Genomic DNA, 16,435 nt, shown 5'->3' with positions numbered 1-16,435 from the left:
GCGAAGGCGCGCCGAGTCATCGAGGATGCAGCGGCTTCGCGACCACGACGCAAACGTGGGATTGAACGGAGCACATGGCAAACCCACGGCCCGCTTACGCGCCGCAGTTTCCCGCGGCCGTGGTCGACCCGACGGGCCGACTCGAACCTAGATGTCACGTGACTCCCCTCAAGGACAGAGGATAGTAGGGAGCCCCATCGCAGACGGCAGGCGGTTCCGGCTCGGGCACTGGCGGCCGGTTGCGAGCACGGCGTAGTTCGGCACGACCTTCGTCCGTAAGCCGGTTAGCCGAGTCGAGCAGGTTCAGCGCCTGGCATGCTTCCAGGGTATGCCGCGTTGTTTCCATACTGAAACTGAGCAGGCCTCCGAGTCGCTCTGGATCGCGATGTCCATTTTCAATGGCAGCGAGCACCATGAGGAAGTTCCGCACAGTTGGGTTCGCCTGCGCATCGAGAGCCGCACCGAGACGTTCTTGTCTAATGATCGCAGTGATTCGCTTCAAATCGGTCTCAAGACGGTAATTTCCGATTTCTTCTTGCAACTTCGGAGACATAATTCTATTGGCAAAAAATGGCTGCCAGGAAGGAATTCTGGGGCATTTTACCTGCCATAGAATGTGCGGAATGTTATTGGGAACCGTGTGATGCAGAGCCAGCAGACCACGCGTTTCACCGTATCCGAGAGCGAATTCTGACCTGTGGGCGTACCTCCGACACAACGCCTCGACATTTTCTCGTTCTTCGTCTGTCCATGGAGCAGTGTCAAAGCCCAGTCCGCGCTCCAAGTAACGCACGCTGGCGACGAAGCGGTGGCTCTTCAGCCGCTGCCTTGCCCGCGCCGAAGCTGCCAACAGCAGAACGTGAACACGGACCAGGCCATATGAGTGCCAACTCCTAATCGTGGGGTGGCTCATCCACTCATCTACGTATCTGACAATTCTATCGCCTGTACCGCTGTAGTCGTCCACCAGGAGCAACGTCCGGACTTTGTGTCGCCGCAGGCTCTCCAGAGAATCGTAGAATGAAGCCCGGTCGAACCTCGGCTTCCTTCCGATCACGTCACGGATGATGTTGCCGACAAGCCCTTCGCTGCCAGGGGTCGCAGTAAATGGTTGGTCTAGGGGCAGAAACTGGCCAGCATCGTCACCCGAAAGTGCCCTCACCGGGTAGACGCCCACGGGACCCGGGCAATCGTTGACTGCGGATTCCAGGGCATCCGACATGACAACTCGGAAGCGCGAGGAGGAGATCACCCAGAGACTGTCGACCAAAAGGGCGGCGGCCTGACGTTCGTCGCGGCGGAAGTTCGCAAGCCACTGGCGCCCTTGGCCTGACTCGCTTGGGCGCGTGGTCACCGAGCCAGCTTAGGCCGAGACGAAGGTTTGATCCAACGTCCTGCCGAGTGCGCTCACGCCCAACTCCGCTGGCGCGGACAGGTCGGGCGTGCCGTGCACAGAGGGAACTTACTCTTCACTCGCCCAGTTCGATCAACTTTCGGACCCCGCAACCTGCCTATGACAGGCAGTCGGCATGAGAGGTGAGGTGATGATGCCGTTGAACTCGCAACCTCGACGCGCTGAAGCAGTCACTCCCGCCTACTTCTGATCATGACCACGTCCAACGGCAGTAGGTCAGCGCATCAATGTGACCAAGGAGCCGCGACCCTCCGGCCCGCACGCGGCTCCCCCTCCCGCCGGGCCGCGCCGGGTGACAGACTTCACGGCAAGCGCTGGTTGAATCCCACAAGGCGGATGGGTTAAGGGCCGGGTTCTCCGGCGGGTCTTTGGAGGTTTCCTCCAATTACGCCCCGCGGACTTGGTGACCGCCCGCAGCCGAAGCCCGAGGGAACCCGTGGTCTCATAGACAGCGTGACAGTTGCAGTCCTCTCCCCCGGCCAGGGTTCCCAAGCCCCCGGCATGCTCGCTCCGTGGCTCGAACTCGACGGCGCCCGCGCGCGCGTCGAAGAGTGGTCCGCCCGTTCCGGGCTCGACCTGATCCGGCTCGGCACCGAAGCCGGAGCCGAGGAGATCCAGGACACCGCTGTCGCGCAGCCGCTGATCGTCGCGCTGTCCCTGCTGTCCTTCGAACATCTGCCGGTGCCCGCCGACGCGCCGGTCGCCGGCCACTCCGTCGGCGAGCTGGCCGCGGCCGCGATCGCCGGCGTGCTCGCTCCCGCCGACGCCGTCGCGCTCGCCGCGGTGCGGGGCGCGGAGATGGCCAAGGCGTGCGCGCTCGAGCCGACGTCGATGGCCGCGGTGATGCTCGGCGACCCCGACGAGGTCGCCGCGTGGCTGGAGGCACAGGGCCTCGCCGCCGCGAACCGCAACGGGGCCGGGCAGATCGTCGCCTCCGGGTCCGCGGCCGCGATCGAGCGGATCATCGCCGAGCCGATGGAGGGCACGAAGATCCGTGCGCTCAAGGTCGCCGGCGCCTTCCACACGCCCTACATGGCCCCCGCGGAAGACGCCCTCCGCGAGCACGCCGCCGGCCTCTCCCCGGCCGACCCGACGCGCCCGCTGCTGTCCAATGCCGACGGTCAGGTCGTCACGAGCGGCGCGGAGTACCTGCGCCGGCTCGTCGCCCAGGTGACCCGCCCGGTCCGCTGGGACCTCACCATGGACGGGCTCGCCGCGCTCGGCGTGGACCGCACCGTCGAACTGGCGCCCGCCGGCACCCTGACCGGACTGGTCAAGCGGCAGCTCAAGGGCGTCGTCACCACTACCACCGCGCTGAAGTCGCCCGCCGAGCTGGCGGCGCTGCGCGAGGAGGACGCCCAGTGACCCCCCGCCCCACGCTGCGCCTCGCCCAGGGCGCGCCCGCCGCCCGCATCCTCGGCTTCGGCAGCCACCAGCCGGACCGGATCGTCACGAACGACGACCTGTCGCAGGTCATGGACACCAGCGACCAGTGGATCCGCGACCGGGTCGGCATCATCGAGCGGCGGTTCGGCGAGAAGGACGACGTGCTGGTCGACTACGCCGTCGCCGCCGGGGCCAACGCGCTGGCCGACGCCGGCGTAGACGCGTCCGAAGTGGACACCGTCATCGTGCCCAACTGCACCATGCCGTCCCCGATTCCGAACGCGGCCGGGCAGGTCGCCGCGCGGATCGGCGTGCCGAGCCCCGGCGCGTTCGACCTCAACGCCGCGTGCGCCGGATTCTGCTACGGGCTCGGCGTCGCCTCCGACCTCGTGCGCGCGGGCTCGGCGAAGAAGGTCCTCGTGATCGGCGCGGAGAAGCTCACCGACGTGGTGGACCCGACCGACCGCGCGAACGCGATCATCTTCGCCGACGGCGCGGGAGCCGCGGTGGTCGGCGGGGCCGACGAACCGGGCATCGGCCCGGTGGTGTGGGGCAGCGCGGGCGACCTCGTCGACCTCATCTACATGCGCGACCACCAGTGGATCTACCAGGAGGGCCAGTCGGTCTTCCGCTGGGCGACCACGCAGATCGCGCCGATCGCGTTGCGCGCGCTGGAAGCCGCCGGGCTGCAACCGTCCGATGTGGACGTGCTGGCCCCGCACCAGGCGAACCTCCGGATCGTCGAGTCGATCGCCAAGAAGCTGCGCGCCAAGGGCGCGCGCGAGGACATGGTGGTGGCCGACGACATCAAGTACTCGGGCAACACCTCGTCCGCTTCGATCCCGATGGCGCTGGACCACATGCGCAAGGCGGGAACGGCGAAAAGCGGCGACGTGGTGCTGGCGGTCGGCTTCGGAGCCGGGCTTTCCTATGCCGCGCAGGCGTTCGTCCTGCCCTGAGCGATACTTCCCCCGCGGGCGCCGTGCCCGCGAGCGGACCTCCAGAAGAACCGAGAAGGGAACAACACCGATGGCTGACAACACTGAGATTCTCGCCGGCCTGGCCGAGATCGTCGAAGAGGTCGCCGGCGTGGCTCAGGACGACGTCACCGAGGAGAAGTCGTTCGTGGACGACCTGGACATCGACTCGCTGTCGATGGTCGAGATCGCCGTGCAGGCCGAGGACAAGTTCGGCGTCAAGATCCCGGACGACGAGCTGGCCAACCTGAAGACCGTCGGCGACGCGGTGACCTACGTGTCCGCCAACTCGAAGTAAGTCCTCTTCGTACCCGGGCCCCGGTCCGGAGCCGACCTTGGGGAGACTCCCATGAGCAACATCGACGTCGTGATCACTGGCATGGGCGCGACCACGCCGCTGGGCGGGGACGTCGCGTCCACCTGGGACGGTCTGCTGGCCGGTCGCAGCGGGATCCGCACGATCGAGGCGGACTGGGCGGCGGAGCTGGACCTGCCGGTGCGGATCGCGGCGCAGCTCGCCGTCGAGCCGACCGACATCCTGCCCCGCGTGCAGGCCCGCCGGCTCGACCGGTGCGAGCAGGTGGCGCTCATCGCCGCCCGCCAGGCCTGGGCCGACGCCGGGTTCGCCGAGCAGACCGACGAGCACACCGACGTCGAACCGGAGCGCCTCGGCGTCTCGATCGGCACCGGGGTCGGCGGGCCGGTGACCCTGCTGACCCAGAACGATCTGTTGCAGAAGCAGGGTCTTCGCAAGGTGTCGCCGCTGACCGTGCCGATGCTGATGCCGAACGGCCCGGCCGCGCACGTGGGCATCGACCTGAAGGCGCGGGCCGGGGTGCACTCGCCCGCGTCGGCGTGCGCGTCCGGGGCCGAGGGCATCGCGAACGGCTTCGAGATGATCCGGTCCGGCCGGGCCGACGTGGTGGTCGCGGGCGGTTCCGAGGCGTGCATCCACCCGATCACCGTCGCCGGATTCGCCCAGGCGCGCACGGTGTCGACGCGCAACGACGACCCGGCCGCGGCGTCGCGTCCGTTCGACGTGAGCCGCGACGGCTTCGTGCTCGGCGAGGGCTCCGGCGTCGTCGTGCTCGAGCGCGCCGACCGCGCGAAGGCCCGCGGCGCGCGGATCTACGCGACGCTGGCGGGCTACGGCCTGACGTCGGACGCCTACCACATCACGGGCAACCACCCGGAGGGCATCGGGCAGATCGCGGCGATGCGCGCGGCGATGACGATGGCCGGACTGTCCCCTTCGGACATCGGCCACGTGAACGCGCACGCGACGTCCACTGTGGTCGGCGACATCGGCGAAGCGGCCGCGATCCGGTCGGCGATCGGCGAGCACCCGGTGGTCACCGCGCCGAAGGGCGCGCTCGGCCACCTCGTCGGCGGGGCGGGCGCGGTCGAGGGCATCGCGACGATTCTCTCGCTGTACGAGGGCATCGTGCCCGCGACGCTCAACCTCACCGAGCAGGACCCGAAGGTGCAGCTCGACGTCGTGGCGGGCGAGAACCGCAAGGTCGAACTCACCGCGGCGCTGTCCAACTCGTTCGGTTTCGGCGGGCACAACACCGCGCTGCTGTTCACGCCGGCGAACTGAGTTCTCTTCACGGCGAAGGGCCCCCGCGGAATTCCGCGGGGGCCCTTCGCCGTTTCACCGGGTTTTCGTGCTCAGCACTGGTCGTGTTCGGTGGCGGTGCCGTCGACCGTGTCGATCCGGTAGGAGCCGTGCTCGTACTTCATCGGCAGCACCAGCCGCCAGCGGATGCACTCGTGCGGGAAGTCGACCGGGGCCTCTTTGATCGACTGGGTGCTGGTGAACCCGACCAGCGCCCGCAGCGTGCCCTGCGCGCCCGGTTCGATGCGGTACAGCAGGATGTCGACGTCCTTCGTGGACTGGAAGTTGCGGTGCCAGTCCGACTCCGGCGTCTTGCTGCGGCGCGCGTCGCTGACCGTTTCCGTCCAGGCGTCGTAGTCCTTCTTGTTGAGCGCCTCGAAATAGGCCTTCAGGACGGTGCGGACAGCTTCGTCCTGCGGGTGGCTCTCGGCGTCCGGGGTGACCCCGACGTGGACCGCGCCGGACTTGTCGGGCACGCCGCCGCTGGTCGTGGCGGGCGCGGACGTGGATTCCCCGTCAGCCGGACGCGGGGATTCGGGGCGGCGGTACAGCTCGCGGGCGAGCAGACCCCCGGCGACGGTGATGGACAGCACCACCACGAGCACGGGGATCAACCACCGCTGACGGGAGGGCGGGGCCGGGTGAACGCTCACCCGGGTGAGGGTACCGCCCGCGCCTCATCCGACCTGGTGCAGCCAGGTGACCGGGGCGCCGTCGCCCGCGTGCCGGTACGGCTCGAGCGCCTCGTCCCAGGCCGCGGCGAGGAGTTCGTCCAGTTTGTGCGCGAGGGTTTCGCCGCCGCGGGTCATGCTGACGAGCGCGCGCAGCTGGTCCTCGCCCACGACGATGTCGCCGTTGGCGCTGGTGCGGCCGTGCCAGAGACCGAGGCCGGGCGCGAAGCAGAACCGCTCGCCGTCGACGCCCGCGCTGGGTTCCTCGGTGATTTCGAAGCGCACCATCGGCCACGCCTTGAGGGCGCCGGCGAGTTTGCCGCCGGTTCCCGCGGGCGCGCTCCAGCTGCATTCGGCCCGGAGCTGTCCCGGACTGGCCGGCTGGGCCGTCCACTTCAGCTCGACCCGGGCACCAAGGGTGCCCGAAATAGCCCACTCGACGTGCGGACATACCGCAGACGGCGACGAGTGGACGTACACCACGCCTCGGGTGCTGCCACGGGTGCTCACTGCTGACCTCCGCTTGTTCGACGAGGGACGTCTTCCCCTACGACCTCTCGAACCCTGCGCAGGTTGCGTAGCCTCCACGGCAGTTCCCGACCTGTGTAGCACATTCTGCACCCCAACCGTGCCGTTTGGCCACATGAACACCACAAGTCGCAGCGGACGACCCATTGTGGTGAGCCACGCCGACGCGGGGGCGCGGAGCACGGTTCCGGCGGCCCGGCACGCTAGCGTGGTGCACCGGAAACGCTGCGGATTCGACAGGAGAGTTTCGGTGCGACTAGTCCGTCTCGGGCAGCAGCCCTCGCGCGTCGCGGAGGACGTGCGGGCCGCACTGGCCTCCCTCGGCCGGGGGAGCACGGTGATCGGCGGCGTCGCGCTCGTCGGAGCCCGCCCGACCGGAGACCGCCCGGTCGAGGCGGTCGTCGTGCTGCCCGCGGGCGTGCTCGTCGTGATCGGCGTCGACCTGCCCGACCCGGCCCTGCGCCTCGAGGCCCCGCTGAGCGGCCCGTGGAAGGCCGACGGCTGGCCGCTGGTCCACGGCGACGACGTCAATCCCGCCACCGAAGCGCTCGACCTGTCCCAGGAATGCGAACGCCGCATCGCGGAACTCGGCGGAGGCCCGGTCGGCACGATCGTGGCGGTCGGCCCGTACGTGGAAACCGTCGACCAGCCGCCCGGCGACCTCGCGGGCCCGGTCCGGGTCCTGCACCCGACCCCGACGACGATGCTGGCCGCGACGGTTTCCCTGGCCACGGCTCGGCATCCGCGGTCGGTGGACCAGGCGAGGGCACTGATCGCGGCGCTGGCTCCGGAGGCGCCGGAATTGTCTGACGAGGTGCTGCGCGGGGAAGGGTTCGTCCGGTTCGCGGACGATGTTCCGGTGCCGCCTGGGCCTCGGGCGCCGGTCTCGGGTGTTGGCAGGGCTGGTGCGGTTAGTGGCGCTGGTGCGGTTGGCGCTGCTGGCGCGGCGGCGGTCGGTGCTGGGGTTGCTGGCGCGGCGGGCGGTGCGGCGACTGGTGCTGGCGCGGCGACTGGTCCGGAGAGTGCGGCAGGCGCTGCCGGTGCCTCGGGCAGCATTGGCACAGCGGCCAATCCCGATGCCGCGGCGGGTCGTGGCGTCATCCCGGGCGGCGCTGGCACGGCGAACAAACCCGGTGCCGCGGGCGGCACCAGCACGGCGGCTGGCCCGGGAGCTGGTGCTGGCACCGCCGCGGCGAAGCCTGGTTCCGCGGCGGCCGGGGCCTCGTCGTCCGGTGCTGCGGCTGGCTCAGTTGCCTCTCCCGGCACGGCGACCACCTCCGGCCCGGGGGCCGGAGCTTCGGGGCTCGGCTCGGCTGGACCAGGTGCGCCAACGTCCGGCCTCGCCGGAAATGCTGCGACCAATCCCGGCACCGCAGCACCCGACGCGGCTCGCGGTGAATCCGCTGCCAACCCTGCCTTCGGTCTCGGTGCGGCTGGTGCCAACACTTCCCCTCCCGGCACCGCCGCTCCCAACACCGCTGGTCCCGCCGCCAAGCCCGGCGCGGCCGGTGGCACCACCACCACTCCCGCCGCCACGTCCGGTGCGGCCAGCACCACCGCTCCCAACACCGCTGGTCCCGCCGCCACGTCTGGCGCGGCCGGTGCCAGCACCACTCCCAGTACCGCCGCTCCCGCCGCCAATCCCGGCGCGGCGACCTCAAGCCCGAGCGGCAAGTCCCCCGCCAACGCCCCGGGCACCGCGACCGGCCCAGGGCAGCAAAGCCTGTCGGGCGCGGGCGATCCCCGGGGCCTTCCCGTCTTCCCCGGCGCCGGCAACGGCACCACCGCCCCGCGAACCGGCCCCGCGGCACCGGCGGCGGCTGCTCCCCCCAAAGCCGTTCCCTCGCCGCGGCCGAAGATTGTCGCGGTGCGGCCTCCTCGGCCGGAGGTCGAGCCGGTCGAGCCGGACGCGCTTTCCGAGGCGCCCACCGAATCCACCGACCCGCCTGAGGGGCCGACCGAGAAGATGCCCTCTCCGGCCAAGCCGCAGGGGCGTCCGCGCGCGGCGGTTCCGCCGGTCGTGCCGGGGCCGAGCAGTCCGCCGCAGCCCCAACCTCGGCCCCAGCCTCAGCCGAGCGTTCCGGCTGAGCCGGGGAAACCGGCTTCCCGGACCGTCAAGTGGGTGCCGATCGCGGCGATCGTTTTGCTGGTCCTGCTGGTGGTGTCGGCGATCGTCGTGGCGACCAGCGGCGGCGACGAGCCCACGGCCGCGCCGCCGGCCAGCAGTGCGCCGCCCAGCAGTGCTCCGGTGCCGAGCAGTGCGGCGTCCAGTGCGCCGCCAGCGCCGAGTCTCACGTTCGAGCCGCGGGCCAGCAGTGCGGATCAGCGGTGTGCGTCGCACGCGTTCGGGGACGTCCAGGCGAGTCTTCAGCAGACCAGTTGCTCCGCGGTCCGGCGCGCGAGTTTCACGGCGCTCGTGGACGGGCGGGCCGCCGCGGTGACCGTCGCGGTGGTCGAGTTTCCGGATGCCGGGCAGGCTGATCACCTCAAGCAGATCGCCGACAATCCGGGCGGGGGCGGGATCCTGGACGTCGCCACGGAGACCGGCAAGTGGCCTTCCGGCACGCCGCAGTTCGACGGGGCCGCTTACGCCAGCAAGATCGACGGGAAGGGCGTGCGGATCGTGCAGGCGGTTTGGCAGCCGGGACCGTCCACTTCAGACGATCCCGGGTTGGCCCGCGCGGCGAAGGGCGCGCTCGACCTGCAGCTGCCGTCCTGAACCGGCGGGCTCACTGCCAGCCGTTCGCCAGCAGGTCGAACGCCACGTCGACCATGCGCGCCGGATCGTCCGAGCGGTCGGCCACCGAGGCCGTCTCCAGCGCGAAGTGGGCCAGCACCGCACAGCGCGGATCGTCGTCCGGCGCACCGGTTTCCGCGGCGATCGCGCGGCTCAGCGTGTGCTCGTGGCCCATCCACATTTTATGCCAGTACTCCGACAGCGCCGGGGTCTCCCGCACCAGCTTCAGCAGCGGAGCGGCCTCCTGGCGGATCCCGGAGGCCACCCGCTGGTGGATGTGCGCACGGAGCGCGTCGAGCACCGACGTGTCCGCCGGACGGTCGCGCACGGCCGCGATCAGCGCCTCGTCGATCTCCGGCTCCCGGTCGAAAACGAGAGCTTCCTTCGTCGGGAAGTGCTTCATCAGCGTGGTGGTGGACACGTCGGCGGCGTCGGCGATTTCGCGCACCGTCACCCGGTCGTAGCCGCGCTCCAGGAACATGCTCAGAGCGGCGTCGGCCAGCGCCTGCCGGGTCGCGGCCTTCTTGCGCTCACGCCTGCCGGGAACGGGGGCACTGGTCATGCCCCGACGCTACCCGAACCTGGCACCACCCATTAAGTGACACAACACCACCCAAAGACTCAGAGTCCGTAGGCCTCCAGCAGCCGCAGCCATACCTCGCTGATCGTCGGGAACGCGGGGACGGCGTGCCACAGCCGGTCCAGCGGCACCTCGCCCACGACGGCGATCGTGGCCGAGTGCAGCAGCTCCGCGACGTCCTGGCCGACGAACGTGACACCCAGCACGACGCCGCGTTCGGTGTCCACGACCATGCGCGCCTTGCCCTGGTACCCGTCCGCGTGCAGGGAGGAACCGGCGACCGCGATGTCGATGTCCACCACCCGGTCCGCGGATCCGTCGCGGGCCTCGGTCAGGCCGACGGACGTCACCTCCGGGTCGGTGAACACCACCTGCGGCACCGCGTGATGGTCTGCGGTCGCGCTGTACCGGCTCCACGGCTCGGTCGAGATCTCCTCGCCGCGTGCCCGGGCGGCTACCGAGTCTCCGACGACGCGTGCGGCGTATTTCCCCTGGTGGGTCAGCAAAGCACGGCCGGTGACGTCGCCCGCGCCGTACAGCCAGCCACCCTCCACTGCGGACACTCGGCCGCTCTCGTCCACCTGGAGCGGACCGTCGGTGGGCAGGCCGAGCACGTCCAGGCCGATCGTGCCGGTGGCCGGGGCGCGGCCGGTGGCGACCAGCAGTTCGTCGACCACGATCTCGTCGCCGCCGGTCAGCGCGAGTCGCGTGCCACCGTCCACAACGGACACTTCACTCAGCCCTGAGTTGGTGTGCACGCGCACGCCTGCCTCGCGCAGTCCGTCCAGCACCAGGTCGCCAGCGAACTCAGGAAGCCGCGGCAACGGGCGTTCGCCGGTGATCACGAGATCGACTTGCGAACCGAGCCGGGCCCACGCCTGCGCCATCTCGACGCCGACCACTCCCCCGCCGAGCACGCCGAGCCGTCCCGGCACCTCGGTCGCCGACGTCGCTTCCCGCGAACCCCACGGCTTGATGGTGTCCAGCCCCGGAATCCGCGGCGTGCGCGGGACGCTGCCGGTGCACACGATCACCGCGTGCCGGGCGGCGAAAACGCGGCCGTCGTCGAGAGTGACTTCGCGCTCACCGGTGATCCGGCCGTAGCCGCGCACGGGTTCGATGCCCGCGCCGCGCGCCCATTCGACCTGGCCGGAGTCGTCGCCCTTGCCGGTGAACCAGTCGCGGCGCGCCAGCACCTTCGCCGGATCGAGCGCGTCGCCGATCGGCACGCCGGGCATCCGCTTGGCCGCGGCGAGCAGGTTTCCCGGGCGCAGCAACGCCTTGCTCGGGATGCACGCCCAGTACGAACACTCCCCGCCGAACCGTTCGTGCTCGACGAGCGCCACCTTCAGCCCGCCCATGGCGGCTCGTTCGGCCGCCACTTCCCCGACCGGACCCGCTCCGATGACCACGACGTCGAAAGTCTCTGCTCCCATGGGCACAGCGCACACCACCGCGCAGGTTCGCGCAAGCCTGCCGCTATTCTCGTCAGAGAGCTGCAAGAAACCGGCGGCACCGGGGAATCCGGGTCGTCGCCGTGCCGGTTGCACGCACGACCACGATCGAGCACGGGAGGCTCCCATGGCGAGGAACACCGCTGTCCGCACGCTGGACGATCTGACCGGCGGACGCGCGGCGGAGACAGTCGCGTTCGCTCTCGACGGCGTCGACTACGACATCAACCTCGGCGCCCGCAACGCGGCCGCGCTGCGGCGGCTGCTGGAGCGCTACGCCAAGGCAGGCCGGCGGACCGGCGGGCGGAAGCTGCGGCCGCGGCTGGTCGCTGCCCCGGCGGCGGGCAAGGGCGGGAAAGCCGTTGCGGACAAGAAAACCGTGGGGACGGCGGCGGTGAAGACTGCCCGAACGAGTGGCGGGAAGACCGCCGCGGCCAAGACGGCCAAGACCGCTGCCGCCAAGGCTCCGGCCAAGTCGGCGAAGGCCGCTGCGATCAAGGCCACTGCGAGCAAGGCGACGAAGACGGCGACGGTCAAGGCACCCGCGAAGTCCTCGGCGAAGGCAGCTCCGGCTAAGGCCGCTGCTGGCAAGGCGGTGACAGCCAAGACTGTTGCTGGCAAAGCAGCGAAGACCACGGCGGCCAAGACGCCTGCCAAGTCCACGGCAGCGAAGACCGCGACTGCCAAGGCAGCGGCCAAGACCGCACCGGCCAAGGCGTCCGCTCCGGCAGAGACGGCTCCGGCCAAGTCCCCTGCCAAGCCGCGTCGCAGTGCGGCCCGCGAGGTGCCGCCGGTGCTGTTCTCGTCCTCCGGCAGCTGATCCGTTCCGTGAAGGGCTCCGTGCGGGAATCCGCTTCCCGCACGGAGCCCTTCACGCATTTCCGCTGATCTGCCTGCCAGGCAAGGCAATCACGAACGCTGGCGACCCTCGGCGTGCCAGTCCGGGTACTCGTACCGGCTCCACAGCAACGCCCGCTGCCGCTCCAGCTCCGCCGCCGTCGGTTCGCGCGGGGGAAGGGGACCGAGCAGTCCCGCGGCGGCCGCGCGGACCGTGTCTTCCACCTCAGTCAACGGCAGCCGCACCCCGTGGTCGGCCAGGGACGCGACCTTGCTTCGGTGCGAGTCCAACGGCTTCGGGTCCGGCGGCGGGCCGGTGAGGTACGCGCCGACGCGGGCGGCGTCGGTGTCGACCAGCAGTGTCGAATGGGCCAGCAGCACGTCTTTCGTCCGGAACACCGCGAAACCGCACAGCTTCGCGTCGCCGACGAAGATGCCGCGGTCGCCGATTCTGGCGGGGAGGCCGAGTTTCTCGACTGCCGCGGACATCACCAGACCGAGCATTTCCAGCGGACGGGTCGTGGGGCCGGGCAGCACGAGCGTCACGTTGAGGTTGCCGGGATCGTGGAACACCGTGCCGCCGCCGCTGGCTCGCCGCAGCACGGGGACGCCGTCTCGCGCGCAGTCGTCGACGCGGACTTCCCGGGCGATCCGCTGACCGCGCCCGACGACCACGCACACCGGGTTCCGCCACAGCCACACCACCGGCCCCGCCGGGACCTCGCGCAGCAGTGCTTCGTCGAACGCCAGGTTATGGGCTGGGTCGGTGAACTCGGCCCGGACTTCCGACCCGCTCGGCATAGCGTTCCTCCACGATCAACTGGACTCCGGGATCGTAGAGTGCGCCGGGCCGAGCAGGTCCCAGCGGTTGCCCGCGAGGTCGCGGAACACGACGACCTGGCCGTACGGCTCGGTGCGCGGTTCGCCGAGGAACTCGACCCCGGCCTCGCGCATCCGCTGGTAGCTGGCGTCGAAGTCGTCTACGCGAAGGAAAAGCCCGACGCGGCCCGCGTACTGGTCGCCGACCGCGCGAGCCTGCCGGTCGCCATCAGCCTGGGCCAGGAGGAGACCGGTCTCACCGCCTGGCGGCCGGACGACGACCCAGCGTTTCGGGCGGCCGTCGTTGGTGAGCGACGGGGAGTCCTCGGCCAGTTCGAAGCCGAGTGCGCGGGTGAAGAAGTCGATCGCCTCGTCGTAGTCGTCGACGATGATCGCGGTCAGTTGCAGGAATGCCATGCCGCTAAGGCTGCCAGTGCGGCACGCCGAGCAGGATCATCCGGAGCCGTTTCTCCGCCGCGGCCAGCACGCGCTCGTCGGCGGCGGTGTCGCCGGGCCGGACTTCCAGCAGTTCGGCGACCGTGCCGAGCATCGCGGTGACGATGAGGTCGGCCAGCAGGTGCAGGTCCTCGGTGGGCCAGGTGCGCAGCGGGTCGAAGCGCGCCAGGTCCAGTGCGAGGTCGCTGGAAAACATCCGCATCTCGACCGCGATCGCCCGGGACACCGCGCCGGGACCGGCGTAGCGCTCGCGCGTGACGAACCGGAAGTGGTCCTCGTGCTCGCGGACGTGCCGGTGCAGCGTGTGCACTGAAGCCCGGATCATGCCGCCGTAGCCGCGTTGCTCGGTGCGCGCGCCGCGAAGCAGGCCACGCAACGTGCGCGTGGTCTCCTCGACCAGCGCGACGCCCAGCTCCTCCATCGACGAGAAGTGCCGGTAGAAGGCAGTGGGCACGATGCCCGCCCCCTTCGCGACCTCGCGCAGCGAGAGGCTGGCGAAACTCCGGTCGGCCAGCAGGTCGAGCGCCGCGTCGAGCAATGCCTGACGGGTGCGCTGTTTGCGCTCCTGCCGGCTCACCGGACCGGCCTGCTCCTCGGCTGCGGACACGTCGAGCAGCGTACTGGCGATCGCCGCATGGCCCACGTCACATCACCTCGCTTCCGCGTTGACAGGCCCCGGGGCCTTGCCCCCACACTAGTCAGTGTACGACTGTGCACTCAAACTTTGGAGGGGTGATGACCGCACTGCTCCCGCGCCGCGTGCGCGGACTCGTCTCGCTCGCCGAGGCGCTGCTCACCCCGCACGGCGCGGACCGGTACCTCGAACTGGTCGACCCGATGCTGGTGCGGCGCGAGGTCCGCGGCCGCGTCACCGCCGTGCGGCATCAGACGCCCGACACCGTCACCTTCACCGTGCGGCCGAGCCGGGCGTGGCAGGGCTTCCGGGCCGGCCAGTACGTGCGGCTGCAGGTGGAGATCGACGGCGTGCGCCGGACCCGCTGCTACTCGCCGTGCGGCGCGCAGGGCAGCGACGACCTGGAGTTCACCGTGAAGGCCGACCCGAACGGGCTGGTCTCGCGGCACCTGCAGGACACCGCCGTCGGCGCGGTCGTGGGACTTTCGCCCGCGGACGGCGAATTCACCCTGCCGACGCCGCGCCCGGACCGGATCGTGCTGATGAGCGGCGGCAGCGGGATCACACCGGTGCTCGCGATGGCCCGCACGCTCGTCGCCGAGGGGCACCCCGGCGAGATCGTGTTCCTGCACTACTCGAACACTCCCGCGGACGCGCTCTACCGCGCCGAACTGGCCGAACTCGCCGCCCGGCACCCGGCGTTCCGCGTGGTCCACGCGCACACCCACGCCCGCCGCGGCGGCGACCTGCACGGCTTGTTCTCGCTCGCGCACCTGGAGAAGGCCGCACCGTGGTTCCGCGAGGCGGAGACGTACCTCTGCGGCCCGGCCCCGCTGATGTCCGCCGCGCGCGAACTGTTCGAGCGCGAGGGTTTGAGTGCACAACTGCACACCGAAGAGTTCACCGCGGCACCGTTGACCTTCGCCGCGGAGGCCGCCGAGGGCCGCGTGCGCTTCGCCCGCAGCGGCCGCGAGTGCGACAACTCCGGCAAGCCGCTGCTCGAACAGGCCGAGGACGCGGGCCTGACGCCGGAACACGGGTGCCGGATGGGCATCTGCTTCTCCTGCACGCAGCTCAAAACCGCCGGACGCGTCCGCAACGCCCGCACCGGCGAAGTCTCCGGCGAGGAGAACGAAGAAATCCAGCTCTGCATCAGCGTCCCCGTCGGGGACGTCGAAATCGACGCCTGACCACCCGGAGGTACAGCAGCGTGACCGGCCTGCAAGACCGCCTGACCCCCGCACAGGTCGAGGAATTCGGCCGCGAACTCGACGCCCTGCGCCAGCGGATCGTCGACGACCTCGGCGAGGAAGACCTCGAGTACATCCGCAAGATCATCAAAACCCAGCGCGCGCTGGAGGTGACCGGCCGCGGCCTGCTGTTCGCCGGCTTCCTGCCGCCCGCGTGGCTGGCCGGCGTCGCGGCGCTGTCCGCGGCGAAAATCCTGGACAACATGGAGATCGGCCACAACGTGATGCACGGCCAGTACGACTGGACGCGCATCCCGGAGCTGAGTTCGCAGCGGTTCGAATGGGACACCGTCGCGCCGGCGGAAAACTGGCGGCATTCGCACAACTACATCCACCACACGTACACCAACATCGTCGACAAGGACCGGGACGTCGGCTACGGAATCCTCCGCATGGACCCGGGGCAGAAATGGCATCCGTACTACCTGGGCAACCCGGTGTACGCGACGCTGCTCGCGCTGCTGTTCCAGTGGGGCGTCATGCTGCACGACCTGGAGGTGGACCGGGTCGTGAAGGGCGAACGGACCTGGGCGGAGAACGTGCCGGTGCTGCGCCGGATCGTCCGCAAGGCCTCCCGCCAGATCGGCAAGGACTACGTCCTGTTCCCGCTGCTCACCGGCCCGCTCGCGCCGCTGACCCTGCTGGGCAACGCGAGCGCCAACCTGGTCCGCAACCTGTGGGCGTTCTCGATCATCTTCTGCGGCCACTTCCCGGCCGACGTCGAGAGCTTCACCGAGGAAGAGACGGAGAACGAAACGCGCGGCCAGTGGTACCTGCGCCAGATCCTCGGCTCGGCGAACATCACCGGCGGCCCCGTCTTCCACATCCTGTCGGGAAACCTGTCCCACCAGATCGAACACCACCTGTTCCCGGACCTGCCCGCCCGCCGCTACCCGCAGATCGCGGGCGAGGTGCGCGAAATCTGCGAACGCTACGGCCTGCCCTACAACACCGGCCCCCTGCACAAGCAACTGTGGTCGGTAGCGAAGAAAATCGTGCGGCTGGCCCTTCCCGGAAAACCGGGCCCGACCGCTACCGTGGACCCGGAACGGCAACTCCGAGCAGCCTGAGGAA

The 16,435-nt window shown here is 70.2% G+C and carries 16 protein-coding genes; 8 read left to right on the top strand and 8 right to left on the bottom strand.

All coding sequences use genetic code 11. The features are described 5' to 3' along the window. Positions 1-154: 154 nt before the first annotated feature. The gene (locus RPX00_RS24160; RefSeq protein WP_406642694.1) at positions 155-1,354 is read right to left on the bottom strand and encodes a hypothetical protein; all 1,200 of its coding nucleotides are present in this window, start codon (positions 1,352-1,354) and stop codon (positions 155-157) included. Between the two features lie 513 nt (positions 1,355-1,867). Here RPX00_RS24160 and RPX00_RS24155 point away from each other — a divergent pair. The 4 genes from RPX00_RS24155 to RPX00_RS24140 all read left to right on the top strand — a co-directional run bounded on the left by RPX00_RS24155 (position 1,868) and on the right by RPX00_RS24140 (position 5,377). After that, a complete protein-coding gene (locus tag RPX00_RS24155; protein ID WP_406642692.1) occupies positions 1,868-2,779 on the top strand; it encodes an ACP S-malonyltransferase in 912 nt (303 codons plus the stop codon). Continuing rightward, positions 2,776-3,759: a beta-ketoacyl-ACP synthase 3 gene (locus RPX00_RS24150; RefSeq protein ID WP_406642690.1), complete on the top strand. Its 984-nt coding sequence runs from the start codon at positions 2,776-2,778 to the stop codon at positions 3,757-3,759. The genes RPX00_RS24155 and RPX00_RS24150 overlap by 4 nt, the downstream gene beginning before the upstream one ends. A 70-nt stretch (positions 3,760-3,829) precedes the next feature. After that, a complete protein-coding gene (locus tag RPX00_RS24145) occupies positions 3,830-4,075 on the top strand; it encodes an acyl carrier protein (RefSeq protein ID WP_378306457.1) in 246 nt (81 codons plus the stop codon). Positions 4,076-4,126: 51 nt separating this feature from the next. Then, positions 4,127-5,377 (top strand): beta-ketoacyl-[acyl-carrier-protein] synthase family protein, encoded by a 1,251-nt coding sequence (locus RPX00_RS24140; RefSeq protein ID WP_406642688.1) that lies wholly within the window; start codon positions 4,127-4,129, stop codon positions 5,375-5,377. A 71-nt stretch (positions 5,378-5,448) separates the two neighbouring features. Here RPX00_RS24140 and RPX00_RS24135 read toward each other — a convergent pair whose 3' ends face one another. Then, the gene (locus tag RPX00_RS24135; protein ID WP_406642685.1) at positions 5,449-6,048 is read right to left on the bottom strand and encodes a hypothetical protein; all 600 of its coding nucleotides are present in this window, start codon (positions 6,046-6,048) and stop codon (positions 5,449-5,451) included. A gap of 24 nt (positions 6,049-6,072) precedes the next feature. After that, positions 6,073-6,576: a DUF3145 domain-containing protein gene (locus RPX00_RS24130; protein ID WP_378306452.1), complete on the bottom strand. Its 504-nt coding sequence runs from the start codon at positions 6,574-6,576 to the stop codon at positions 6,073-6,075. 268 nt (positions 6,577-6,844) lie between these two features. On the opposite strand from RPX00_RS24130, the gene RPX00_RS24125 reads away from it, so the two are divergent. Continuing rightward, positions 6,845-9,313 (top strand): hypothetical protein, encoded by a 2,469-nt coding sequence (locus RPX00_RS24125; protein ID WP_406642682.1) that lies wholly within the window; start codon positions 6,845-6,847, stop codon positions 9,311-9,313. A gap of 10 nt (positions 9,314-9,323) precedes the next feature. Here RPX00_RS24125 and RPX00_RS24120 read toward each other — a convergent pair whose 3' ends face one another. After that, positions 9,324-9,893 carry a TetR/AcrR family transcriptional regulator gene (locus tag RPX00_RS24120; protein WP_406642680.1) on the bottom strand — a complete coding sequence of 190 codons (570 nt, stop codon included), beginning with the start codon at positions 9,891-9,893 and terminating at the stop codon, positions 9,324-9,326. A 59-nt stretch (positions 9,894-9,952) separates the two neighbouring features. Continuing rightward, positions 9,953-11,347 (bottom strand): dihydrolipoyl dehydrogenase family protein, encoded by a 1,395-nt coding sequence (locus RPX00_RS24115; RefSeq protein ID WP_406642678.1) that lies wholly within the window; start codon positions 11,345-11,347, stop codon positions 9,953-9,955. 145 nt (positions 11,348-11,492) lie between these two features. Here RPX00_RS24115 and RPX00_RS24110 point away from each other — a divergent pair, with 145 nt between their 5' ends. Continuing rightward, entirely contained in the window at positions 11,493-12,185 is a 693-nt protein-coding gene (locus RPX00_RS24110; RefSeq protein WP_406642677.1) for a histone-like nucleoid-structuring protein Lsr2, read from the top strand. Between the two features lie 89 nt (positions 12,186-12,274). Here RPX00_RS24110 and RPX00_RS24105 read toward each other — a convergent pair whose 3' ends face one another. The 3 genes from RPX00_RS24105 to RPX00_RS24095 are packed head-to-tail and all read right to left on the bottom strand — an operon-like array spanning position 12,275 to position 14,120. After that, a complete protein-coding gene (locus RPX00_RS24105; RefSeq protein ID WP_406642675.1) occupies positions 12,275-13,003 on the bottom strand; it encodes a biotin/lipoate A/B protein ligase family protein in 729 nt (242 codons plus the stop codon). A gap of 15 nt (positions 13,004-13,018) precedes the next feature. Continuing rightward, complete coding sequence (locus RPX00_RS24100; RefSeq protein ID WP_406642673.1) at positions 13,019-13,438, bottom strand: VOC family protein; 420 nt, start codon at positions 13,436-13,438, stop codon at positions 13,019-13,021. A 4-nt stretch (positions 13,439-13,442) separates the two neighbouring features. Further along, positions 13,443-14,120: a TetR family transcriptional regulator gene (locus RPX00_RS24095; RefSeq protein WP_406642672.1), complete on the bottom strand. Its 678-nt coding sequence runs from the start codon at positions 14,118-14,120 to the stop codon at positions 13,443-13,445. 92 nt (positions 14,121-14,212) lie between these two features. Between RPX00_RS24095 and RPX00_RS24090 the strand changes: the two genes are divergently transcribed. Then, a complete protein-coding gene (locus RPX00_RS24090) occupies positions 14,213-15,301 on the top strand; it encodes a ferredoxin reductase (protein WP_406642670.1) in 1,089 nt (362 codons plus the stop codon). A gap of 20 nt (positions 15,302-15,321) precedes the next feature. Then, positions 15,322-16,431 carry a fatty acid desaturase family protein gene (locus tag RPX00_RS24085; RefSeq protein WP_406642668.1) on the top strand — a complete coding sequence of 370 codons (1,110 nt, stop codon included), beginning with the start codon at positions 15,322-15,324 and terminating at the stop codon, positions 16,429-16,431. Positions 16,432-16,435 lie beyond the last annotated feature (4 nt).

Source organism: Amycolatopsis sp. WGS_07, assembly GCF_045278895.1.
Classification (GTDB): Bacteria; Actinomycetota; Actinomycetes; order Mycobacteriales; family Pseudonocardiaceae; genus Amycolatopsis.
The sequence above is the reverse complement of the archived record's forward strand: the minus strand, read 5'-3'. Positions and strand labels throughout refer to the sequence as shown.